This window comes from Pseudomonas monachiensis (assembly GCF_047345015.1).
Lineage (GTDB): Bacteria > Pseudomonadota > Gammaproteobacteria > Pseudomonadales > Pseudomonadaceae > Aquipseudomonas > Aquipseudomonas monachiensis.
This window is the reverse complement of record NZ_CP178857.1, coordinates 4,099,165-4,120,625: the sequence shown is the minus strand read 5'-3', so window position 1 is coordinate 4,120,625 and position 21,461 is coordinate 4,099,165. Positions and strand designations below refer to the sequence as shown.

Here is a 21,461-nt window from a genome sequence, read left to right as displayed (position 1 = left end):
TGAGTGTTGTCATACAAGTTGAGCGAGATTTTTCAGGATTCCAGCCCGGCGCGATGCTACGATTCGATAGCCCTGATTTCCGGACACCCCCATGCAAGAAGACCTCGAAGTACCCGCCCGCAAGCGCAGCCACAACCTGGCCCATGACCTGGTCGAAAAACTGACCCAGCGCATCCTGCTCGGCCAGATGTTGCCCGGTGACAAGTTGCCTTCGGAAAACACCATCGTTCAGGAGCACGGGGTCAGTCGCACGGTGGTGCGCGAGGCGATCTCGAAGTTGCAGGCCTCGGGGCTGGTGGAAACCCGGCACGGCATTGGCACGTTCGTGATCGAGCGCGCGCCGGAGCAGGGGCTGCGGCTGAATGTCGATACCGCGTTGGGGGTGCGCAGCATTCTGGAGTTGCGCATGGGTCTGGAAACACAGGCGGCGGCGCTGGCGGCAACGCGCCGTACCGACCTGCAACTGGCGCAGATGCGTGAAGCGCTGGACGACTATCAAAGCCTGCTGGCCAACAACGACAGCTGTGTCGAAGCGGACCGGCGTTTTCATCTGCTGATCGCCGAAGCCACCGGCAACGTTTGCTTCACTGAAATCATGCAGCATCTGGGCAGTGCAATGATCCCGCGCACCCGGGTCAATGCCGCCGAGCGTGGCGCGGTGGACTTGAGCAAGCTCGGCCAGTTGGCCAACCTCGAGCACGAGGCGATTCTCAATGCCATCAAGCGCCAGGACCCGGACGCGGCGCGGGCGGCGATGTGGCTGCACCTGACCAACAGTCGCGACCGGTTTTCGGCTAGCTGAGGTTGTCTGTTCTTCAGTGGCACCGAGTCATCGTTCTTCGCGAGCAAGCCCGCTCCCACAGGGGTTTTATGCATGCCGTAGTGCTTGAGTACGACTCAAAACCTGTGGGAGCGGGCTTGCTCGCGAAGACGTCAGTCCAGGCAGCAAAAAACCTGGATCAGACCCTGACAGCCTTAACAACCAAAGCCCGCCGCTCCAGATTCAGCGCCAGCACACTCGCCGACACCACCAGCCCGCCGACCACGATCATCAATGTCGGCCGCTCACCAAGCGCATAGGATGCAATCACCATCGCCGTCGGCGGCGTCAGATACAGGGTCATCGTCGCCCGGCTCAAATCGACATGCGCCAGCACATAGGCCCAGGCCAGGTACGCCAGGGCGCTGGGGAATATCCCCAGGGCAATCACCGCAAACTGCACGCGCATCGGTGCCAGGGCGACTTGATCTGCCAGGCCGGGCAAGAAAACCAGCAACAGCGCCGTTCCGGACCACACCGTGTAACACACCAGTGTCAGCCCGTCGTAACGTCCGGTGTGATGCTTTTGCAGGGCAAAGTAGAGGCTCCAGGACACCGCCGCCAGCAGGATCAGCAAACCGTGGGCATCAATGCTGCCCAGGCCATGATCGCCCGCCACCACAATCACCACGCCCAACAACCCGAGCAGCACGCATCCCCAGCGCCACAGGCTCACCTGATCCTTGAACACGAAGCGCGCGATCAGCGTGCTGAACAGCGGCGTGGTCTGGGCCAGGACGCTCGAAGCGCCAGCACTGACACCTTGTTGCCCGAAGTTGATCGCCACGTGGTGCAGGCTCACCGCGAAGAAACCCAGACCGAACATCAGCGGCAGATCGCGCAGGCTCGGCAGGCGAATGCCCTTGAACATCGCGACCACCGCCATGAACACAGAAGCCAGCAGGAAGCGCAGGAGCGCCAGGTGCACGGGGTCGTAGGCCTGCAAGCCGATATGGATGCCGGTCGGGGAATAGCCCCAGCACGCCACGACAAACGCCATGGCCAGGATGATTTTCCAGGGGGAAACGGGGGAGGGTGTGAGCGGCTTCATGGTCGTGCACCTGTGGGCGGATGCACCGAGTATCAGAAAGCGGATAGTTCGCCACAACTGACTTATACTGCGCTAATCGTTCACTATGGGTGATGTATGGAGCTGGCACAGATTCGCATGTTCAAGACCGTGGCCGATGTCGGCAGCATCGCCCGCGCGGCCGAATTACTGCATTGCGTGCCGTCGAACATCACGGCACGGATCAAGGCCCTTGAGGCCGAACTGGGTGTCGCGCTGTTTCTGCGTGAGGGCCGAGGGCTGCGCATCAGCCCGTCGGGGCAAACCTTCCTGGCCTACGCCTCGAAAATTCTTGCCCTCACCGCCGAGGCCAAGCGCGCGGTCGACCCGTCGGCCGAGCCCTCGGGGCCGTTGCGCATCGGTGCCATCGAGTCGTCGGCCACCGGGCGATTGCCGCGCCTGCTGGCGAAATTCCACAAGCGTTTCCCGCAGGTGGCGCTGGAGCTGACCACCGGCTCCTGGGGGCAGTTGCTCGACGACACGCTCAATCACAAGCTCGACGGCGCCATCGTGGCGGTGGATGTCGAGCGTTCACACCTCAAGCGCACGCCGATGTACCGCGAAGAGCTGCTACTGATCGCCTCGACCTCCCTGGGGCCGCTGCGGGACGTCAGCGATCTGCAAGACCAGACCGTGTTCATGTGGCCCCAGGGTTGCCCATACCGGGCGGCGCTGGAGCATTGGTTGTTGCGACAGGGCCAGGCGCTGCCGATTGTCAGCCTGGCCAGTTATGGTGCGATTGTCGGTTGCGTCAGTGCCGGGGCCGGCGTGGCACTGGTGCCCAAGGGCGTGTTCGACCAATACGCCAAAGGCGCCGGCTGTGTGGGGTTTGAATTCCCCGAACTGACCGCCGTCGACAACCTGTTCTACTGGCACGAAAACGCCGGGGTGCACCCGGCGCGTGAAGCGTTTGTGGCGATGCTGCGCGAGGAGTTTGCCTAGGTTCAGGATCAGCCAATGTAGGAGCTGCCGAAGGCCGCGATCTTTTGATCTTGAAAGGCAACGTCAAAAGATCGCAGCCTTCGGCAGCTCCTACAGGGGGGGTTACGGTGTGCCGATATCTCGCATTAGCAGGCCAAAACCCAGATCCACTGCATCCGGTATCGGCAAGTACACCGTATGCCCATCCCCCGGCGCTACCTCGATCCCTTCGCCCCTGGCGTTTTGCAACTGATGCAGATCGAAGTGGAAGTTGCCCTTGGGCGTCATCAGCTCCATGTGATCGCCCAGGCCGAAACGGTTCTTCACCTTGACCTCGGCCAGGCGATCCCGCCGCTGCCCGGTCAGTTCACCGACAAACTGCTGGCGCTCCGAGACCGAGCTGCCGTTCTGGTAGTTCTGGTACTCGTCATGCACATGCCGGCGCAGAAAGCCTTCGGTGTAGCCGCGCTGGGCGAGGGATTCCAGGTCGGTCATCAGGCCGCGGTCGAAGGCCCGGCCCGCCAGCGCATCGTCGATGGCGCGGCGATAAACCTGGGTGGTGCGCGCGCAATAAAAGTGCGATTTGGTCCGGCCTTCGATTTTCAGGGAGTGCACGCCCATGTGGGCCAGGCGTTCGACGTGCTGCACGGCGCGCAGGTCCTTGGCGTTCATGATGTAAGTGCCATGTTCGTCTTCGAAGGCCGGCATCTGTTCGCCGGGACGGTTGGCTTCCTGCAACAGGAACACCTGCCCGGTGGGCGCCCCGATGCCCAGGGTGGGTTCCGGTTGATACTGCTGCACGATCTCGCCGAGAGTGTTTTCTGTGGCCGGTTGCGCCGAATATTTCCAGCGACAGGCATTGGTGCAACTGCCCTGATTGGCGTCACGCTTGTTCATATAGCCCGACAGCAGGCAGCGCCCGGAATAGGCCATGCACAACGCGCCGTGCACGAACACTTCCAGTTCCATGGCCGGCACTTGCTTGCGGATCTCGGCGATTTCTTCCAGGGACAGCTCCCGGGACAGGATGATCCGGCTCAGGCCTTGCTGCTGCCAGAACTCGACGCTCGCCCAGTTCACCGTATTGGCCTGCACCGAAAGGTGGACCGGCATTTGCGGGTAGTGCCGGCGCACCAGCATGATCAGGCCAGGGTCGGACATGATCAGCGCATCCGGGGCCATGGCGATCACCGGTTCAAGGTCCTTGAGGAAGGTCTTGAGCTTGGCGTTGTGCGGCGCGATGTTCACCACCACGTAGAAGCGCTTGCCCTGGGCCTGTGCCTCGCGAATGCCGAGGGCCAGGTTGGCGTGGTCGAATTCATTGTTGCGCACCCGCAGGCTGTAGCGCGGCTGGCCGGCGTACACGGCATCGGCGCCGTAGGCGAAGGCGTAACGCATGTTTTTCAAAGTGCCGGCGGGGGCGAGCAGTTCAGGCGCGGTGAGGTTCATGGCAGTGTCGGTCGCAAAAGCCGCACAGGGTAAATGCCCTGTGCCACGGCTTTATTGACCTGGATCTATGCCTGATCAATAAACTGATGGCACTCGCGCGAGCCGTGGCGGACTAAACATCAAGGCGAAAGTTTTTCGTCCTGACTGACTGGCACGGATCGGACATGAACGAAACGACACTGCAAGACAAATCGCTGACGGTTTTGCTGGTGCTGGTGAGTGCTGCCTTCATCTGGATCCTGCTGCCGTTTTACGGCGCGGTGTTCTGGGCGGTGATCCTCAGCATCGTCTTTGCGCCACTGCAGAGCCGACTGCAACTGAAGTTCGGCTGGCAACGCAACCTCACGACGCTGTGCACATTGAGCATTTGCCTGGTGATCGCGATTCTACCGGTGATCATCATCAGCACCTTGCTGGTCCAGGAGGGTGCGGTACTCTACAAACGCGTCGAGAGCGGTGAACTCGATATCGCCGGGTACGTGTCGCAGCTCAAGCACAGCCTGCCACCGTATTTCCAGTATCTGCTGGATCGCTTCGGCTTGGGCGAGTTGAGCGGGCTGCGGGAGAAAATCGTCAAGAGCGCAATGACCGGTGGGCAGGTGCTGGCCTCCCAGGCGTTCAGTTTCGGCCAGGGCACGTTCGAGTTCATCGTCAGTATCTTCATCATGCTGTACCTGCTGTTTTTCTTCCTGCGCGACGGTGCGGAACTCGCGCGAAAGGTGCGCCAGGCGGTGCCGTTGCAGGAGCAGCAGAAACGCCGATTGCAGCTCAAGTTCAATCGTGTGGTGCGGGCCACTGTGAAAGGCAACCTGTTGGTGGCGATCACCCAAGGCGCGCTGGGCGGTCTGATCTTCTGGTTCCTGGGCATTCCCAGCGTATTGCTCTGGGCGGTGTTGATGGCGTTTCTGTCGCTGCTGCCGGCGGTGGGAGCGGGAATAGTCTGGGTGCCGGTGGCGGTGTTTTTCCTGTTTACCGGGGCGATCTGGAAGGGCGTGGTGCTGGTATTGTTCGGGGTCTTCGTGATCGGGCTGGTGGACAACCTGCTCCGGCCGTTACTGGTGGGCAAGGACACCAGGATGCCGGACTACATGATCCTGATCTCGACCCTCGGCGGCCTGGCGATTTTCGGACTGAACGGCTTTGTCATCGGCCCGTTGATCGCGGCCCTGTTCATGTCGAGCTGGGCCATTTTCATTGAAACCAAACCGCGGGTGCAGCTGCCTTAAGCGCTCAGCCTGCCGGACTGGCCAGTGCCGATGCGTTGCGACAGCTCCTTTGCCGCGGGCAGCGAAGTGAGCGGGCCGCTGATCTGCACGCCGTCCTGCACCAGATACCAGCAGGCGAGCATGCCCAGTTCCCTGAGCTGTGCGGGGACGGCGCTGCCGATAACGGACATGATCTGAACCTTGGACATGACAAGTACCTCCATCAATCTGTGGAGTTACTTTAAGGTCCGGGTGCCTTGAGGGGTAATCAACGCTTTCGATAGTGGTCATTGATGCCGGATGGGGCAAACGACCGTTGGTCGGTCAGTCGACCACCTGATCGAGCATATGAACCACTTCCTGCTCGTTGAGCAGGCCCTTGCGCACCAGGCTTTGCGCCAGCAGCGAGAGAAACTTGGCGCTGCGATGACCTTCCAGGTGCTTGAGTTCGGTCAGTGCGTTGTACACCTTGCCGGAGGTGCACAGACCGACGATGCGGTGCGGGTTTTGCGTGGGCATGTGGTCGTCCTTGTTGTTATCAACCTGTTTTCGACGGACAGCACCGAGCTTGCGGAACTGTCATGACAAAAATATGACCGTTTTTTGCCGCACGGCAGAAAACGGGTCGAGTCCATCTTGCCAACTTCTGCCACGGGCACTGTCCCGATAGCGACCTTGGCGAGATTTATCCAGACCTGTACCGACAAACGGGGATAAAAAAGCCCCGCTGGTTCAGCGGGGCTTGAAGCGTTCGTTACCAGCGACCATGGCCGTGGCCGTAGTAGCCCCGTGGTGGGCCATAGTAACCGCGGGGTGGACCGTAGTAGCCACGGGGTGGGCCGTAGTACACCGGGGCCGGACGGTAGTAGATCGGTTGCTGCACGTAGACCGGGGCCGGCTGGTAGTAAACCGGAGGCGGTGGCGCGTAATAAACCGGCGCGGGCTGGTAGTAGACCGGTTGCGGTGCGACATAGACCGGGCGGTTGGCGTTGATCAGAGCCGAGCCGACGATGGCAGTACCGACGATCGCTCCAAATACCGCGGCGTCATTACCATGACCGGCTTGCGCCTGTCCTGCGATAGCGAGGGTGCCGATCAGCAAGGCTACTGTGGGGACTTTACGGATCATGATAGTTCCTCGGTTCTTCAACCCGGCGCCTGTGTCTGCAATAGACCCAGGGATTGTCGCGGGGATACTTCTAAGACAGCTTTTTTTCGAAAAACAGCACGGCCGCGAGGTAAATTTTGTGTAAGGTCTGTAGCGACTTTTTTACCGACCCGTGTAAGGCCGCGATAACACACTTAAATGATCGATCAGAACCCGATGGAGGGCTAATCCCGTCCATCCGAAAAGTGCATTTGAAGGAGCTTGCCCATGCAGATGAACCCCAACAAAGACACCCAGCTGTGCATGTCCCTTTCAGGACGCCCCGGGAACTTTGGTCTGCGTTTTCACAATCATCTGTATGAACAACTGAGCCTGAATTTTTACTACAAGGCCTTTGCCAGCCAGGACCTGACGGGGGCCGTTGCCGGCATTCGCGCCCTGCGGATTCGTGGCTGTGGCGTGTCGATGCCATTCAAGGAAGCCTGCATTGCCTTGGTGGATGAACTCGACGCGTCTGCCGCCGCCATTCAATCGATCAACACCATCGTCAACACCGACGGTCATCTCAAGGCCTACAACACCGACTACATTGCCGTTGCCCAGTTACTGGAAAAACACCAGGTGCCCAAGGACTCGACCTTTGCCTTGCGCGGCAGTGGAGGCATGGCCAAGGCCGTAGCGAGCGCCTTGCGCGATGGCGGCTATGAAAACGGCGTGATCGTGGCCCGCAACGAGCGCGCCGGACAAGCGCTGGCGCAGTCATTGGGATATGAGTGGCAGGCCGAGCTGGGGAGCCGTCGCCCGCAAATGCTGGTCAACGTTACCCCGATCGGCATGACGGGAGGACCGGAGGCCGAGCAACTGGCTTTTGAGCCTGAAGTGATCGAAAAAGCAGAAACTGTCTTCGATGTGGTGGCGATCCCATCGGAAACACCGCTGATCGTGCGTGCTCGTGCCGAAGGCAAGCGGGTCATCACCGGGCTTGAAGTGATCGCGATCCAGGCGCTGGAGCAATTTGTGCTCTATACCGGTGTACGGCCGACAGACGAGCAATTCCAGAAGGCCGTGGCGTTTGCCCGCAGCTAGGAGGTGTCCATGCATCCCCCCATTCTCAATCTGGACTCAGTCGAACTTGAACCGCTGCCCGAAGCGTTTGCGCCGGGCGGTGAAACCGCCGGGCGCTATCAACAGCGCCTGGCCCGAGTCGGTCAGCAATTGGGGGCGCAAAAGCTGGGTTATCGCCTGTATGCGCTGGAGCCAGGCATGCGCGGCAGCCCGTTCCACAGTCATCGGGTCAATGAGGAAATGTTCTACGTTGTGGCCGGGGAGGGAGAGGTCCGCCTGGGAACCGAACGTTTTCCGATCCGCACCGGTGATGTGATCGCCTGTCCACCGGGCGGGCCTGAAAAGGCGCACCAGATCATCAATACCAGCAACGGCGAGTTGCGGTACCTGGCCGTCAGCACCCAGCAATCACCGGAGATCTGTGAGTACCCGGATTCCGGCAAGTATGCCGTGATGGATGACTTCAAGGTGGATGCCGAGGGTAATGCGTCAGGCTTTGTTGCCGTTGCCCGGCAAGCCGATGGAGTGGATTACTGGGACGGCGAATAGGCGCGAACACCGCCAAACCCCTGTGGGAGCGGGCTTGCTCGCGAAAGCGTCGGCCCATCCGGCATTGATGTGACTGACAGTCCGCCATCGCGAGCAGGCTCGCTCCCACATCGGGATCTCTGTAGCCTGATTACTCGAGCCGAGCCAGCCTTTCTTCCAGGGCAGCAATCCGCGCTTCCAGTTCTTCGATCCGTTCAACCGAAACCCCGCTGCCACCCCGTTCGGTCGGGTTTTGCCGTGCCGCCATGATCGCCTCGATATCCGCCGGATCACCCAAGGCGTGGGTATAGCGGTCTTCGCGCTGACCGGCCTGACGCGCAATCAATACGGCCAAGCCCCGGGCAATCAGGCGTTCGAGTTGATGCACCACCTGTTCGGTGTCTTCGAATTCATGCATGCGGCCACTGCGGGTCAGCAGTTCATTGACGGTCTGCGGGCCGCGCAGAAACATCAGCCCGGTCAGGATGACCTGTGCCGGTACCAGCTCCAGGGCCTTGTCCACCTTGTGTTCCCAGCGGTCGGCGCGGCTGCCCATCACCAGTCTGGTGAAGCCGCGTCCTTCGAGGGCGCGCAGGCTCTGGCCGACCTGGCCAGGCGTCAGGTTCATCACCGGCTCGCGGCTGGTTTTCTGGTTGCAGGCAATCACCAGGGCATTGAGGGTCAGGGGATAGGTTTCCGGGCTGGTGGCCTGTTTCTCGATCAGCGAACCCAGAATGCGGATTTCCGTACTGTTGAGCCGCGGCTCGTCGAAAGTCGTCTCTTGCTCAGTGCTCATGGTTCTGCATCCTTAGCCGATTCATGTTTTTCACTTGCGTGGGCGCACTTTGACATCGCCCGTTCGGACTAGGCAAGGCTAACGATTCTGCCGCCTCCTGCTGGCGCCAAACTTCATGCTCAAAGGGGTGTTGCGCCACGCGTGCCCCGCCAAACGAGCAGAAGGCGCCGCGATGGAGTTTGCATTCAGCGACGAACAGGAAATGATCCGCGCATCGGCCGAGGGCTTCCTCGCCGATGTCTCGGATTCTGCCGCCGTACGCGCGGCGATGGTCAGTGAACGGGGTTTCGACGAAGCCCTCTGGCAGCGTCTGTGTCAGGAAATGTACTGGCCGGCCATTCATATCCCCGAAACCTATGGTGGCCTGGGCCTCGGCTTTGTCGAGCTGACGATCCTGCTGGAACAGATGGGCCGCCGTTTGCTGTGCTCGCCGTTTTTCGCCACCGCTTGCATGGCCACCCCTGCGCTATTGCTGGCGGCCAATGATGAACAGAAGCAGCGCTGGTTGCCGTCGATTGCCGACGGCAGCGTGACCGCGACCCTGGCGTTCAGCAGTGCCAACGGCTGGTCGGCCGATGATGTCCAGGCAACGGTGGTGGCTGAAGGCGACGGGTTCGTCCTCGACGGTACCCTCAAGCATGTGCTCGACGGCCATGGTGCCGACCTGTTGATCATTGCCGCCCGCCAACCCGCAACCACTGGCGAAACGGGCATCAGCCTGTTTGCCGTGAACGCCGCACGCGCAGGCATCGAACGGCAAATGTTGCCGACCATGGACCAGACTCGGCGTCAGGCGCGGATCCAGCTCAAGGGCCTGTACCTTGAAGCCGACTGCCTGCTGGGTGAACTCGGCAATGGCTGGCCGCACCTTGAACGAGTCCTGCAACTGGCCTGTATCGGCCTGGCTGCCGAGCAGACCGGCGGCGCGCAGCAAGTACTCGACCTCAGCGTGGCCTACATGCTGGAACGCCAGCAGTTCGGTCGCCCGATTGCCAGTTTCCAGGCCCTCAAACACCGCGCCGCCGACATGATGCTGCAAGTCGAATGTGCCCGTTCGGCCAGTTATTACGCCGCATGCGTGGCCCAGGAAGTCCTCGATCCCCAGGGTGATCCCCAAGTCGCGGCCGAACTGCCGCTGGCGGCTGCGCTGGCCAAGGCGCAGTGCTCCGAGACTTACTTCTCTTGTGCGTCCGAATCGATCCAGTTGCATGGCGGCGTCGGTTTCACCTGGGAATACGACCCGCACCTCTACTTCAAGCGCGCCCGTGCCAGCGAGAGTTTCCTCGGGCTGCCGGCCTGGCATCGCGAGCGCATTGCTTCGGTGATTCTGGGAGAGCAGCCATGAAAATCAGTTTCAGCGAGCAGGACGAGTGCTTCCGCCGGGAAGTGGCCGACTGGATGAGCGCCAACCTCTGCGGCGAGTTCGAAGCCCTGCGTTTTCGCGGCGGACCGGGCGACGAGCACATGTTTCCCGAAGAACGAAAAGCCTGGGAGCGCAAGCTCGCCGAAGGCGGCTGGACCTGCGTCGGCTGGGCGCCGGAACATGGCGGGCGTGGCTTGTCGATCACCCAGCAGGTGATCTTCAATGAGGAGTACGCCCGCGCCGGCGGCCCCGGCCGCATGGGCCATATCGGCGAAGGCCTGGCCGGGCCGACCATCGCCGCGTTCGGCACGGTCGAGCAGCAACAGCGCTTTTTGCCGGGGATCGTCAGCGGTACGTCGTTCTGGTGCCAGGGCTATTCAGAGCCGGGCGCCGGTTCCGACCTGGCCAACGTCAAGACCCGCGCAACGCTGGATGAAACCTCCGGCAGCTGGATCATCAATGGCCAGAAAGTCTGGACCTCCCTGGCCCACGAGTCGGACTGGTGTTTTGTCATCGCCCGCACCGAACCAGGCAGCATCGGCCATCGCGGTCTGTCGTTCCTGCTGGTGCCGATGGCCCAGACGGAAATCACCGTACGCCCCATCGAGCAACTGACCGGCACCTCGGAATTCAACGAAGTGTTCTTCGACGATGCCCGCACCGACGCCACCAACATCATCGGCGAGCCGGGCGAAGGCTGGAAGATCGCCATGGCGCTGCTGGGGTTCGAGCGCGGCGTCTCGACCCTCGGCCAGCAGATGCAGTTCCAGAACGAACTCAACGAAATCATCGCCAAGGCCCGCGCCAACGGCGCCGACCGCGACCCGATCCTGCGTCAGCGCCTGGCCGAAGCCTGGAGCGGTTTGCGGATCATGCGCTACAACTCGCTGCGCATGCTCTCGGGTAGCCAGGACGGTTCGCTGCGCAAAGAGGCGACCATCTACAAGCTGTTCTGGTCGACCTGGCACGCCAGCCTCGGCAAGTTGGCGATGGACGTCCTCGGCGCCGAGGCGGAATTGCTCGAAGCCGGACCTTACCAACTCACCCGTTTGCAGTCGCTGTACCTGTTCAGCCGCGCCGACACCCTCTACGGCGGCAGCAACGAAATCCAGCGCAACATCATTGCCGAGCGTGCCTTGGGCATGCCCAAAGAGCCGCGTCCGCGCGCCTGAAAGGAGAGAGTTCATGTCTGTACCTCAATATGTTGAAGGTCGCGGCCTGCTGCGCGGCAAGTCGGTACTGATCACCGCCGCCGCAGGTGCCGGGATCGGTTTTTCCGCCGCCGTGCGCGCTGCCGAAGAAGGCTGCCGTGCGTTGATGATCAGCGATATCCACGAAGGCCGGTTGGCCGAGGCGGTGCTGAAGATCCGCGAAACCACCGGGCTGCAACAGGTGTTCGGCCAGGTCTGCAACGTCGCCGACGAAGCCCAGGTGCAGCAGTTGGTCGCCTGCGCCGAGCGTGACCTGCAAGGCGTCGATGTGCTGATCAACAACGCCGGGCTTGGCGGCTCGCGCTTGCTGGTGGACATGGCCGACGAAGAGTGGAATCGGGTCATCGACGTGACGCTCACCGGCACCATGCGCATGACCCGCGCCATGCTGCCGAAAATGATGGAGCGGCGTGCCGGGGTGATCGTCAACAACGCCTCGGTACTGGGCTGGCGCGCGCAGAAAGAACAGGCGCACTACGCCGCCGCCAAGGCCGGGGTGATGGCGCTGACCCGCTGCGCAGCGGTCGAGGCCGCCGACTACGGCATCCGCATCAACGCGGTCAGCCCGAGCATCGCCCTGCACGATTTCCTGCGCAAATCCGCGCCCCAGGCGGTGCTCGATCAACTGGCGGCCAACGAAGCGTTCGGCCGCGCCGCCGAAGTCTGGGAAGTGGCCAACGTGATGATGTTCCTGGCCAGCGACTACAGCTCCTACATGACCGGCGAAGTGTTGTCGGTGTCCAGCCAGAGGGCGTGACCATGCCACGTATTTTCGACACACCGATGGCCTTGTTCGACGCCGTGGGCGAATCACTCGGCGCCAGTGACTGGCTGTTGCTGGAACAGGACCGAATCAACCAGTTCGCCGATGCCACCGGCGATCACCAGTGGATTCACGTCGATCCGCTCAAGGCCGCCAGCGGCCCGTTTGGTACCTGCATCGCCCACGGCTACCTGAGCCTGTCGCTGGTCAATCTGTTCTTGCCGCAGATCGTTGAGGTCCGCGGCCTGGCCATGGGCGTCAATTACGGTTGTGAGCGGGTGCGCTTCCCCTCGGTGGTGCGCGTCGGCTCGCGGGTGCGCGGCAGTGCGCAACTGATCGCGGTCGAGGAAGTGAAAGGCGGCGTGCAGGCGACCATCCGTGTCAGCGTCGAAATCGACGGCGAGGAACGTCCAGGCGTCGTGGTCGACACCATCAGTCGCTATTACCCGGCCTGACCTTCAACAGCATTTTCGAGGAATCCAGCATGAAAGAAGCCGTCATCGTTTCCACCGCCCGCACTCCGATCGGCAAAGCCTTTCGCGGTGCGTTCAATGACACCGAAGCGCCGCAACTGGGCGGCCACGTGGTGCGCGAAGCCGTGCGCCGTGCCGGCATCGAGCCGGGTGAAGTGGACGACGTGATCATCGGCGCCGCGGCGCAGCAGGGCACGCAGTCCTATAACCTGGGCCGCCTGTGCGCGATTGCCGGCGGCTTGCCGGCGTCGGTTGCCGGGATGGCCGTCGAGCGCCAGTGTTCGTCGGGCCTGATGAGTATCGCCATGGCCGCCAAAGGCATCATGTGCGACGAAATCGACATCGCCGTGGCCGGTGGCCTGGAGTCGATTTCCCTGGTGCAGAACAAGCACAAGAACCTGTATCGCAACCAGTCGGGTTCGGTGATTGAGCTGGACCCGCACGCCTATATCCCGATGATCGAAACCGCCGAGATCGTCTCCGCGCGCTACGGCATCTCCCGCGACGAGCAGGACGAATACAGCTATCAGAGCCAGCTGCGCACCGCACAGGCCCAGAGCGCCGGGCGCTTCGACCGCGAGCTGGCGCCGATGGCCAGCCGCAAGGCACTGTTCGACAAGGCCACCGGCGAAACCGGTTATGAAACCGTCACCTTGCAGCGCGACGAGTGCAACCGCATTGACACCAGCCTTCAGAGCCTGAAGGCGCTGGAGCCGGTATGGCCGGGCGGTCAGTGGAGCGAAAAGGGGCGTTTCATCACCGCCGGCAATGCCTCGCAGTTGTCCGATGGCGCGTCGGCTTCGGTGTTGATGAGCGCGAAAATGGCCGAGAAACGTGGCCTGGAACCGCTGGGGATCTATCGCGGCATGGCCGTCGCCGGCTGCAATTCCGACGAGATGGGCATCGGCCCGGTGTACGCCATCCCCAAGCTGCTCAAGCGCCACGGCCTGACCATGGACCACATCGGCCTCTGGGAGTTGAACGAAGCGTTCGCCTGTCAGGTGTTGTACTGCCGCGACACCCTGGGCATTCCGGCCGAGCGCCTGAACGTCAACGGCGGGGCGATCTCCATCGGCCATCCGTTTGGCATGTCCGGTGCGCGGATGGTTGGTCACGCGTTGGTCGAAGGCCAGCGTCGCGGCTTGCGTTACGTGGTGGTGAGCATGTGCATCGGTGGCGGCATGGGCGCTGCTGCTCTGTTCGAGGTGGTCTGAATGATCAGCGCACAACATATCCAGGCGACCATGGCTCGCTATGTGGAACTGGTGGATGCCAGCGACATCGAGGGCATCCTCGCGCTCTACGCCAAAGACGCCACCGTTGAAGACCCGGTCGGCCAGACGCCGTTGCAGGGCATCGACGCCATCGCGCGTTTTTACCGTGAAGGACTGGGTGCGATGAAAGTCTCCGCAACCCGCACCGGCCCGGTGCGCGCGACACTCAACGGTTGCGGCGCGATGCCGTTCCGGGTCGACATGGAGTGGGGCGAGCAACCGTGCTCGCTGCATGTGATCGATGTGATGGAGTTCGACACCGACGGTAAGATCCGCTCGATGAAAGCCTACTGGAGTGAAGTTAACGTCACCGCGCGAGGTGCAGCATGAATCTGGAACAGCGGATCGCCCGCCTGGAAGCGCTGGAGGATATCCGCCAGCTCAAGCATCGCTATCTCAACGCCTGCGACCTCAAGCAGGTCGAGGTGATTGCCGACTGCTTTGCCGAAGGTGCAGTGCTGATCGATTATGGGCCGTTGGGAATCTTCCGCGAGCGCGACAGTTTTGTCGCGCTGTACCGCGAACTGGCTTGCCATGAGCGGGTGATCGACCTGCATCACGGCGCCAACCCGGAAATCGAAGTGCTGAGCGAGGATCAGGCCCAGGGCCGTTGGGCCCTGTGGTATTTCAACCTGGATGGCGAGAGCGGGGCGACGCGGCAGTTGGGTGGGTTCTATCAGGACCGTTACCAGCGTATCGCCGGCCAATGGAAGATCGTCGCCACCCGTTTTACCGCTCACTCGGAAGTGGCGCGTTCCTGAAGGCGGCTCACTCCCGAGGTGCCCCTGTGAGAGCGAGCTTGCTCGCGAAGGCGGCATGTCAGGCAACATCAATGTTGAATGTGCCGGCCTCTTCGCGAGCAAGCTCGCTCCCACAGTTTTTGGTGGTGACGCCGGCATTGCGAGTATCCCCAATCCCCTGTGGGAGCGAGCGTGCTCGCGATGGCGGCATGTCAGGCAACATCAATGTTGAATGTGCCGGCCTCATCGCGAGCAAGCTCGCTCCCACAGTTTTTGGTGGTGACGCCGGCATTGCGAGTATCCCCAATCCCCTGTGGGAGCGAGCGTGCTCGCGATGGCGGCATGTCAGGTAACATCAATGTTGGATGTGCCGGCCTCATCGCGAGCAAGCTCGCTCCCACAGTTTTTGGTGGTGACGCCGGCATTACGGGCAAGCCCAATTCCCTGTGGGAGCGAGCTTGCTCGCGATGGCGGCATGTCAGGCGACATCAATGTTGGATGCGCTGACAGCCATATCCGGATTCTGCGTTCGGCCGGTTTCGTAGTAAGCCTTGAGGTTCTCGGCAATCTGCTGCACGACCTTGTTGAAGGACTTGGCCAGCAACCTTTCAAACAGCCTGCCACCGCGCAGGCTGTAATTCATTTGCAGGGTGATGCGGGTCGCGTTGCCATCGGCTTGCAAGGCATAACTGAAACTCGCCTGGCGAAAAGGAAAGGGCGAGTCATTGCCGCCCTTGTGCAACCGCAACACGAACCCCGTGCCTTCCTGCCACTGCACCACGCTTTCATCCAGATACTGACCGCCCTTGCGCAACACCCGGCGACTGGTGCCGAGGCCTTCCGTTGCGCCTGGATGAAACTGGCAACCGGTCAGGCCCGGCACGTAGTGCGGGGCGAGGCTCAGGTCGCGCAGTTTGGCCCAGACGGCTTGAGGTGGGAGATCGAGCAAAACACTGTGGCTGGCGATTGCGGGCATGTCGGAATTCCTCTTGTTATTTGAATGCTTGAAAGATCGCAGCCTCGTTTTACTCGACAGCTCCTACAGAGATTGAGGTTCAATTGTAGGAGCTGCCGAAGGCTGCGATCACTTCAGGATTGAGCCGCGTCGAGAAACGCCGGGCGTTCGCCCGCGCCATGCACCGCGATGTCCGCGCCGCTGACATAACGGGCCAGCTTCGAGGCCAGGTACAGGCAGGTGTCGCCAATGTCTTCCGGGGTCGCCAGTCGTTGCAATGGAATGGTCGCCGCCACCCGGGCAATGCCCGCGTCGTCACCATAATGCATGGCCGCCTGCTCGGTGAGAATCAGCCCGGCGGTGACCGCATTGACCCGCACCTTCGGTGCCCATTCCACCGCCAGCGAGGTGGTCAGGTTCAGCAGTCCGGCCTTGGCCGCGCCATAGGCGGCGGTTCCGGGGGAAGGGCGGGTGGCGCTGACGCTGCAGATGTTGATGATCGCACCGCCGTCGGCCTGGGCCTGCATCACCTCGTTGGCCTGCTGGCACAGGTTCAGCGGTGCGATCAGGTTCAAACGGATGATTGCCTCGCTGAAACGCGGCGAGGCGGTGGCCGCGTCGGCACTCGGCGAACCCCCGGCGTTGTTGACCAGCACATCGAGGCGACCGAAACGCTCGACGATTTGTGCGATCAAGCGCCCGGACTGTTCGACGTCGCGCAGGTCGCAGGGCACGAACAGCGCCTCACGCCCGGCACTGGCAGGCAGGGTTGGCGGGGCTTCGCGACCGCAAATCACCACTTCGGCGCCACAGTCCAGAAAGCGTTGAGTAATGCCGCGTCCGACACCTTTACCACCGCCGGTGACCAGTACCACTTTGCCGCGAAAGTCCATCGGATCAAGCATGGGAGTTCTCTTTTTGTCGCTCGGGAATGCCGTCGATGCTAGGTCCGCAGCCTTGTGCAGGCCAACGTCCAAAGGGACTAGGTAGTCTTGTCGGACGATGTTGACCACCCGGCCCCTCGGAATAATCCCGCTACAACAACAGGCCGGGAGGACACCTTATGGGCGCTTCAGCGCAAGGGCACTTCGTTACGCTGCCGGATGGTTTGCAGCTGCACTATAAAGACATCGGCGGGCAAGACACCGGCAACGGCGAGCCGGTGATTTTCATCCATGGCAGCGGGCCGGGCGCCAGCGGTCACAGCAACTTCAAGCAGAACTACCCGGTGTTCGCCGAGGCCGGTTACCGGGTGATCGTCCCGGATCTGCCGGGCTACGGCGCTTCGGACAAGCCTGACACCCTTTACACCCTGGACTTCTTCGTCGCGGCCCTGAGCGGCTTGCTCGACGCCCTGGATATCCAGCGTTGCGCGCTCATCGGCAACTCATTGGGCGGCGCGATCGCGATCAAACTGGCCCTCGACCAACCGCAGCGTGTCAGCCGTCTGGTGCTGATGGCGCCCGGTGGCCTGATGGAAAAGGAACAGTATTACCTGCAGATGGAAGGCATCCAGAAAATGGGTGCGGCCTTCGCCAAGGGTGAGCTGAACGACGCCGCGGGCATGCGTCGCCTGCTGGCCCTGCAACTGTTCGATGAAAGCCTGATCAGCGACGAAACGGTCAACGAACGGGTGGCGGTGGTGCAACAGCAACCGGTGTGTGTGCTGTCGACCATGCAGGTGCCGAACATGACGTCGCGCCTGGGTGAATTGCAGTGCCCGATCCTCGGTTTCTGGGGCATGAACGACAAGTTCTGCCCGTCCTCCGGTGCCCAGACCATGCTTGAAAACTGCTCCGGCATCCGTTTCGTGATGCTCAGCGAGTGCGGGCATTGGGTTCAGGTCGAACACCGTGACTTTTTCAATCGCCAGTGCCTGGCGTTTCTTCTGGAGGCCCGCGGATGAGCGTGCAATTGCGCCGTGAGTTCGGCGAAGAGCTTTATCAGGCGCTGCTCAGCGGCTCCACCCTGGCGCCGCTGACCGAGCGTTGGCCGTCGATCAGCATCGAAGACGCCTATCACATTTCCCTGTACGCGATAGAGCGTCGGGTGGCGGCCGGTGACCAGATCGTCGGCAAGAAAATCGGCGTGACCTCGGCGGCGGTGCAGCAAATGCTCAACGTGCATCAGCCGGATTTCGGCTTCATCACGCGGCAGATGTCGTTCGATGACGATGCCCGGATTTCCCTGTCCGCCAACAAACTGATCCAGCCCCGTGCCGAGGGCGAGATCGCCTTCAAGCTCAAGCATGACCTGGTCGGCCCCGGCATCACCGAAGCCGACGTGCTGGCCGCCACCGAATACGTGATGCCGTGCTTCGAGATCGTCGACTCGCGGATTCACGACTGGCGCATCCGCATCCAGGACACGGTCGCTGACAACGCCTCCTGCGGCGTATTCGTGCTGGGCGACAGCAAGGTCGACCCGCGCGAGCTGGACCTGCCGAATTTGCGCATGCGCGTGTTCAAGAACGGTGAGCCCCTGAGCGAAGGCCTGGGTTCGGCGGTGCAAGGCAATCCGCTGACCGCCGTGGCCTGGCTGGCCAACACCCTGGGTGCCTTCGGCATTCCGTTCAAGGCCGGGGAAATCATCCTGTCCGGTTCTCTGGTACCGCTGGAACCAGCCCGTGCCGGTGACCGTTTTGAACTGACCATTGATGGCCTGGGCAGTGCCCGGGTGTCTTTCTGCGCCTGACTTTTGGAGTTTTAACCTAATGAGCAAAAAACTCAGAGCGGCCATTATCGGCCCGGGCAATATCGGCACCGATCTGCTGATGAAAATGTGCCGATCGCAATGGATCGAGCCGGTGTGGATGGTGGGTGTCGACCCTGAATCCGAGGGCCTGAAACGTGCTCGGGAAATGGGCATCAAAACCACCGCCGGCGGTGTCGACGGCTTGCTGCCCCACGTCCTCGACGATGACATTCGCATCGCCTTCGATGCCACCTCGGCCTACGTGCATGCGGAGAACAGCCGCAAGCTCAATGAACTGGGCGTGATCATGATCGACCTCACGCCAGCAGCCATCGGCCCGTACTGCGTGCCGCCGGTCAACCTCAAGGAGCACGCGTCGAGCCTGGCGATGAACGTCAACATGGTCACCTGCGGTGGTCAGGCGACCATCCCGATGGTGGCGGCGGTGTCGCGGGTGCAGCCGGTGAGCTACGGCGAAATCGTCGCGACGGTCTCTTCCGGTTCGGTCGGCCCGGGCACGCGGCAGAACATCGACGAGTTCACCCGCACCACGGCCGGTGCGGTGGAGAAGATCGGCGGCGCCCGACGCGGCAAGGCGATCATCGTGATCAACCCGGCCGAGCCGCCGTTGATGATGCGCGACACCATACACTGCCTGACCGATGACGAACCGAACCAGGACGCGATCCGCACCTCGGTGCTGGAGATGGTCCGCGAAGTGCAGCGCTATGTGCCCGGCTACAAGCTGATTAACGGGCCGGTGTTCGATGGGCGAAAGGTGTCGATTTTCATCGAGGTCGAAGGCCTCGGCGATTTCCTGCCCAAGTCCGCCGGCAACCTCGACATCATGACCGCCGCCGGATTGCGCACGGCCGAGATGTTCGCCGAAGAAGCCCACAAGGGCACCCTGCAACTGCCCGTCCGTTGAGTGGAGAATCCCGATGAATTTGCAAGGTAAGAGCGTCCGTCTGCACGACATGAGCCTGCGCGACGGCATGCACGCCAAACAGCACCAGATCAGTATTGAGCAAATGGTTTCGGTGGCCACCGGTCTCGATGCGGCCGGTGTGCCGCTGATCGAAATCACCCACGGCGATGGCCTGGGCGGTGCGTCGCTGAACTATGGCTTCCCGGCTCACAGCGACGAGGAGTATTTCTGCGCGGTGATCCCGCAGATGAAACAGGCCAAGGTCTCGGCCCTGTTGCTGCCGGGGATCGGTACCCTCGATCACCTGAAGATGGCCCATGAACACGGCGTGTCGACCATTCGTGTCGCCACCCACTGCACCGAGGCGGACGTGTCCGGCCAGCACATCGGCATGTCGGCGAAGATGGGCCTGGACACCGTCGGCTTCCTGATGATGGCGCACATGGTCAGCCCGGAGAAGTTGCTGGAGCAGGCGCGCCTGATGGAGAGCTACGGTGCCAACTGCATCTACTGCACCGACTCGGCCGGCTACATGCTGCCCGATGAAGTCACACAAAAAATCGGGGCCCTGCGTGCCGGCCTGAACGCCGGGACCGAAGTCGGTTTCCACGGCCATCACAACATGGGCATGGCCATCGCTAACTCCCTGGCCGCCATCGAGGCCGGTGCCGCGCGCATCGACGGCTCGGTCGCGGGCCTTGGCGCGGGGGCGGGCAATACGCCGCTGGAAGTGTTCGTCGCGGTGCTGGAGCGGATGGGCGTCAATAGCGGCGTGGATCTGTACAAGATCATGGACGTGGCCGAAGACCTGGTGGTGCCGATGATGGACCAGCCGATCCGCCTCGACCGCGACGCACTGACGCTGGGTTACGCCGGGGTCTACAGCTCGTTCCTGTTGTTCGCCAAGCGCGCCGAGCAGAAGTACGGGATTGCTGCTCGCGAGCTGCTGGTGGAACTGGGGCGGCGCGGAACCGTAGGTGGTCAGGAAGACATGATCGAAGACCTGGCGCTGACCCTGTCGCGGGCCAGGGGTGTACTGCCGACCTGATTATTGCGGCAACGAAAAAACCACCGATGATTCGGTGGTTTTTTTATGGCCGGTGGAAACCGTGTTCAAGGCAGCAGATTGCGCACCACGGGCGGATAGCAATTGATCGCCGTGCTCGAACAGCTGAAGTAGGCGGTGGTCGGTCGGTAGGCTTCGTTCTTGAACAGCTGGCACAGACTGGTGGAAGCACCCGCACAGAGGATGATGAACAGAGCACAAGTAGATTTGCGCATGATGGGTCTCGACACGGTTTTATTGTTGTAGAGACAGGTTATGGCGGTGGAGGGCGAGCGGCTTCGTCCGAATGGACTAGGGATCTGTGCCTGGCCAAAATCCCCTGTAGGAGCTGCCGAGTGCAACGAGGCTGCGATCTTTTGATTTTTAGAGCAAGGTCAAGAGATCGCAGCCTGCGGCAGCTCCTACAAAAAATTGAGCATCAGCCACGGCGTGCTATGGCGCCCATGGCCATGAACAGCGCCGCAATCGCCCGGGCTTCATGCAGGTCGCCACGGGCCACCAGTTCGGGAATCTGTGCCAGGGGTACACGCAGGCATTCCAGGGGTTCGGGTTCGTCACCTTGCAGTTGGCAGGGGCTCAGTTGTTCGGCCAGTACCACCCGGTAGCGATGGCACAAATGCCCCGGTGCCAGTGTCAGCTCGCCCAACTCGGTGAGGCGGGCGGCGCGCATGCCGACTTCTTCGCTGAGCTCGCGCTGCGCCGCCTGCAGATAGTCTTCGTCGGGCTCGGCGCCACCCTTGGGCAGGCCGAGGATGGTTTTTTCCACACCGACCGCGTATTCACGCACCAGCAGCACATGCGCAGGATCGGGCATCGCCACCAGCATCACCGAGCGATAACCGGTGCCGCGCAGGCGTTCGTAGACCCGCTGCTGGCCGTTGCTGAATTGCAGGTGCAGGGCTTCGATCTGAAAGTGGCCGCTTTGCGCCAGCAGTTCAGTCTTGAGGATGGTTGGGCAGTTGCGCATGGGGCAGTCCCCTGTTTGGGATAAAGACACTGTGCGCTGTACAACGGGAGCCGCCATCGTCCGAGC

General features: G+C 61.9%; 26 protein-coding genes. 16 read left to right on the top strand and 10 right to left on the bottom strand.

Annotated features, from left to right (window positions below; all coding sequences use genetic code 11):
• The first annotated feature begins 91 nt into the window (after positions 1–91).
• Positions 92–802, top strand: coding sequence for a FadR/GntR family transcriptional regulator (locus tag ACMDB8_RS18545; protein WP_056722458.1), 711 nt, complete (start codon positions 92–94; stop codon positions 800–802).
• Positions 803–959: 157 nt separating this feature from the next.
• Here ACMDB8_RS18545 and ACMDB8_RS18540 read toward each other — a convergent pair whose 3' ends face one another.
• Positions 960–1,871: a DMT family transporter gene (locus ACMDB8_RS18540; protein ID WP_056722456.1), complete on the bottom strand. Its 912-nt coding sequence runs from the start codon at positions 1,869–1,871 to the stop codon at positions 960–962.
• A gap of 96 nt (positions 1,872–1,967) precedes the next feature.
• Here ACMDB8_RS18540 and ACMDB8_RS18535 point away from each other — a divergent pair, with 96 nt between their 5' ends.
• Positions 1,968–2,831 carry a LysR family transcriptional regulator gene (locus ACMDB8_RS18535; protein WP_056722454.1) on the top strand — a complete coding sequence of 288 codons (864 nt, stop codon included), beginning with the start codon at positions 1,968–1,970 and terminating at the stop codon, positions 2,829–2,831.
• A gap of 102 nt (positions 2,832–2,933) precedes the next feature.
• On the opposite strand, the gene yegQ is transcribed toward ACMDB8_RS18535, so the two are convergent.
• Entirely contained in the window at positions 2,934–4,259 is a 1,326-nt protein-coding gene (gene yegQ / locus ACMDB8_RS18530) for a tRNA 5-hydroxyuridine modification protein YegQ (protein WP_056722452.1), read from the bottom strand.
• Positions 4,260–4,423: 164 nt separating this feature from the next.
• Between yegQ and ACMDB8_RS18525 the strand changes: the two genes are divergently transcribed.
• Positions 4,424–5,485: an AI-2E family transporter gene (locus ACMDB8_RS18525; RefSeq protein WP_056722450.1), complete on the top strand. Its 1,062-nt coding sequence runs from the start codon at positions 4,424–4,426 to the stop codon at positions 5,483–5,485.
• On the opposite strand, the gene ACMDB8_RS18520 is transcribed toward ACMDB8_RS18525, so the two are convergent.
• The 3 genes from ACMDB8_RS18520 to ACMDB8_RS18510 form a co-directional block, all read right to left on the bottom strand.
• Positions 5,482–5,673: a hypothetical protein gene (locus ACMDB8_RS18520; protein WP_056722448.1), complete on the bottom strand. Its 192-nt coding sequence runs from the start codon at positions 5,671–5,673 to the stop codon at positions 5,482–5,484. The two genes, ACMDB8_RS18525 and ACMDB8_RS18520, sit on opposite strands and share 4 nt — an antisense overlap.
• 115 nt (positions 5,674–5,788) lie before the next feature.
• Positions 5,789–5,983 carry a hypothetical protein gene (locus tag ACMDB8_RS18515; protein WP_056722446.1) on the bottom strand — a complete coding sequence of 65 codons (195 nt, stop codon included), beginning with the start codon at positions 5,981–5,983 and terminating at the stop codon, positions 5,789–5,791.
• 235 nt (positions 5,984–6,218) lie between these two features.
• On the bottom strand, positions 6,219–6,593 hold the full coding sequence (locus ACMDB8_RS18510) for a hypothetical protein (RefSeq protein ID WP_056722445.1): 375 nt from the start codon (positions 6,591–6,593) through the stop codon (positions 6,219–6,221).
• 246 nt (positions 6,594–6,839) lie between these two features.
• Here ACMDB8_RS18510 and ACMDB8_RS18505 point away from each other — a divergent pair, with 246 nt between their 5' ends.
• Together ACMDB8_RS18505 and ACMDB8_RS18500 are read left to right on the top strand one after the other, a co-directional pair.
• Entirely contained in the window at positions 6,840–7,658 is an 819-nt protein-coding gene (locus tag ACMDB8_RS18505; RefSeq protein ID WP_409078881.1) for a shikimate 5-dehydrogenase, read from the top strand.
• Between the two features lie 9 nt (positions 7,659–7,667).
• Positions 7,668–8,186, top strand: coding sequence for a cupin domain-containing protein (locus ACMDB8_RS18500; protein ID WP_056722441.1), 519 nt, complete (start codon positions 7,668–7,670; stop codon positions 8,184–8,186).
• A 130-nt stretch (positions 8,187–8,316) separates the two neighbouring features.
• Here ACMDB8_RS18500 and ACMDB8_RS18495 read toward each other — a convergent pair whose 3' ends face one another.
• The gene (locus ACMDB8_RS18495; protein ID WP_056722439.1) at positions 8,317–8,961 is read right to left on the bottom strand and encodes a YceH family protein; all 645 of its coding nucleotides are present in this window, start codon (positions 8,959–8,961) and stop codon (positions 8,317–8,319) included.
• A gap of 172 nt (positions 8,962–9,133) precedes the next feature.
• Between ACMDB8_RS18495 and ACMDB8_RS18490 the strand changes: the two genes are divergently transcribed.
• From ACMDB8_RS18490 to ACMDB8_RS18460, 7 genes are read left to right on the top strand one after another with little or no spacing between them, the layout of a single operon-like run.
• Positions 9,134–10,306: an acyl-CoA dehydrogenase family protein gene (locus ACMDB8_RS18490; protein WP_056722437.1), complete on the top strand. Its 1,173-nt coding sequence runs from the start codon at positions 9,134–9,136 to the stop codon at positions 10,304–10,306.
• A complete protein-coding gene (locus ACMDB8_RS18485) occupies positions 10,303–11,496 on the top strand; it encodes an acyl-CoA dehydrogenase family protein (protein WP_056722435.1) in 1,194 nt (397 codons plus the stop codon). The genes ACMDB8_RS18490 and ACMDB8_RS18485 overlap by 4 nt, the downstream gene beginning before the upstream one ends.
• A gap of 13 nt (positions 11,497–11,509) precedes the next feature.
• The gene (locus ACMDB8_RS18480) at positions 11,510–12,292 is read left to right on the top strand and encodes an SDR family oxidoreductase (RefSeq protein ID WP_409078880.1); all 783 of its coding nucleotides are present in this window, start codon (positions 11,510–11,512) and stop codon (positions 12,290–12,292) included.
• Between the two features lie 2 nt (positions 12,293–12,294).
• A complete protein-coding gene (locus tag ACMDB8_RS18475; protein ID WP_409078879.1) occupies positions 12,295–12,753 on the top strand; it encodes a MaoC family dehydratase in 459 nt (152 codons plus the stop codon).
• A gap of 29 nt (positions 12,754–12,782) precedes the next feature.
• Positions 12,783–13,985, top strand: a complete 1,203-nt coding sequence (locus tag ACMDB8_RS18470) for an acetyl-CoA C-acyltransferase (RefSeq protein WP_409078878.1) — start codon at positions 12,783–12,785, stop codon at positions 13,983–13,985.
• Complete coding sequence (locus ACMDB8_RS18465) at positions 13,986–14,375, top strand: steroid Delta-isomerase (RefSeq protein WP_409078877.1); 390 nt, start codon at positions 13,986–13,988, stop codon at positions 14,373–14,375. It begins immediately after the preceding gene.
• Positions 14,372–14,806, top strand: coding sequence for a nuclear transport factor 2 family protein (locus tag ACMDB8_RS18460; protein WP_056722426.1), 435 nt, complete (start codon positions 14,372–14,374; stop codon positions 14,804–14,806). Before ACMDB8_RS18465 ends, ACMDB8_RS18460 begins: the two co-directional genes overlap by 4 nt.
• A gap of 457 nt (positions 14,807–15,263) precedes the next feature.
• Here the strand turns inward: ACMDB8_RS18460 and ACMDB8_RS18455 are convergent, their stop codons facing one another.
• Both ACMDB8_RS18455 and ACMDB8_RS18450 read right to left on the bottom strand, forming a co-directional pair.
• Entirely contained in the window at positions 15,264–15,761 is a 498-nt protein-coding gene (locus ACMDB8_RS18455) for an SRPBCC family protein (protein WP_056722424.1), read from the bottom strand.
• Between the two features lie 113 nt (positions 15,762–15,874).
• Positions 15,875–16,645, bottom strand: coding sequence for an SDR family oxidoreductase (locus tag ACMDB8_RS18450; RefSeq protein ID WP_056722422.1), 771 nt, complete (start codon positions 16,643–16,645; stop codon positions 15,875–15,877).
• Positions 16,646–16,803: 158 nt separating this feature from the next.
• Between ACMDB8_RS18450 and ACMDB8_RS18445 the strand changes: the two genes are divergently transcribed.
• From ACMDB8_RS18445 to dmpG, 4 genes are read left to right on the top strand one after another with little or no spacing between them, the layout of a single operon-like run.
• Positions 16,804–17,646, top strand: a complete 843-nt coding sequence (locus ACMDB8_RS18445) for an alpha/beta fold hydrolase (RefSeq protein ID WP_409078876.1) — start codon at positions 16,804–16,806, stop codon at positions 17,644–17,646.
• Positions 17,643–18,434: a fumarylacetoacetate hydrolase family protein gene (locus ACMDB8_RS18440; RefSeq protein WP_056722418.1), complete on the top strand. Its 792-nt coding sequence runs from the start codon at positions 17,643–17,645 to the stop codon at positions 18,432–18,434. Before ACMDB8_RS18445 ends, ACMDB8_RS18440 begins: the two co-directional genes overlap by 4 nt.
• Positions 18,435–18,453: 19 nt before the next feature.
• Complete coding sequence (locus ACMDB8_RS18435) at positions 18,454–19,362, top strand: acetaldehyde dehydrogenase (acetylating) (RefSeq protein WP_056722416.1); 909 nt, start codon at positions 18,454–18,456, stop codon at positions 19,360–19,362.
• 13 nt (positions 19,363–19,375) lie between these two features.
• Entirely contained in the window at positions 19,376–20,410 is a 1,035-nt protein-coding gene (dmpG, locus tag ACMDB8_RS18430) for a 4-hydroxy-2-oxovalerate aldolase (protein WP_223541595.1), read from the top strand.
• A 65-nt stretch (positions 20,411–20,475) separates the two neighbouring features.
• Here the strand turns inward: dmpG and ACMDB8_RS18425 are convergent, their stop codons facing one another.
• Positions 20,476–20,643, bottom strand: coding sequence for a hypothetical protein (locus tag ACMDB8_RS18425; RefSeq protein ID WP_177336459.1), 168 nt, complete (start codon positions 20,641–20,643; stop codon positions 20,476–20,478).
• A 203-nt stretch (positions 20,644–20,846) separates the two neighbouring features.
• Complete coding sequence (gene nudE / locus ACMDB8_RS18420; protein ID WP_056722412.1) at positions 20,847–21,395, bottom strand: ADP compounds hydrolase NudE; 549 nt, start codon at positions 21,393–21,395, stop codon at positions 20,847–20,849.
• Positions 21,396–21,461 lie beyond the last annotated feature (66 nt).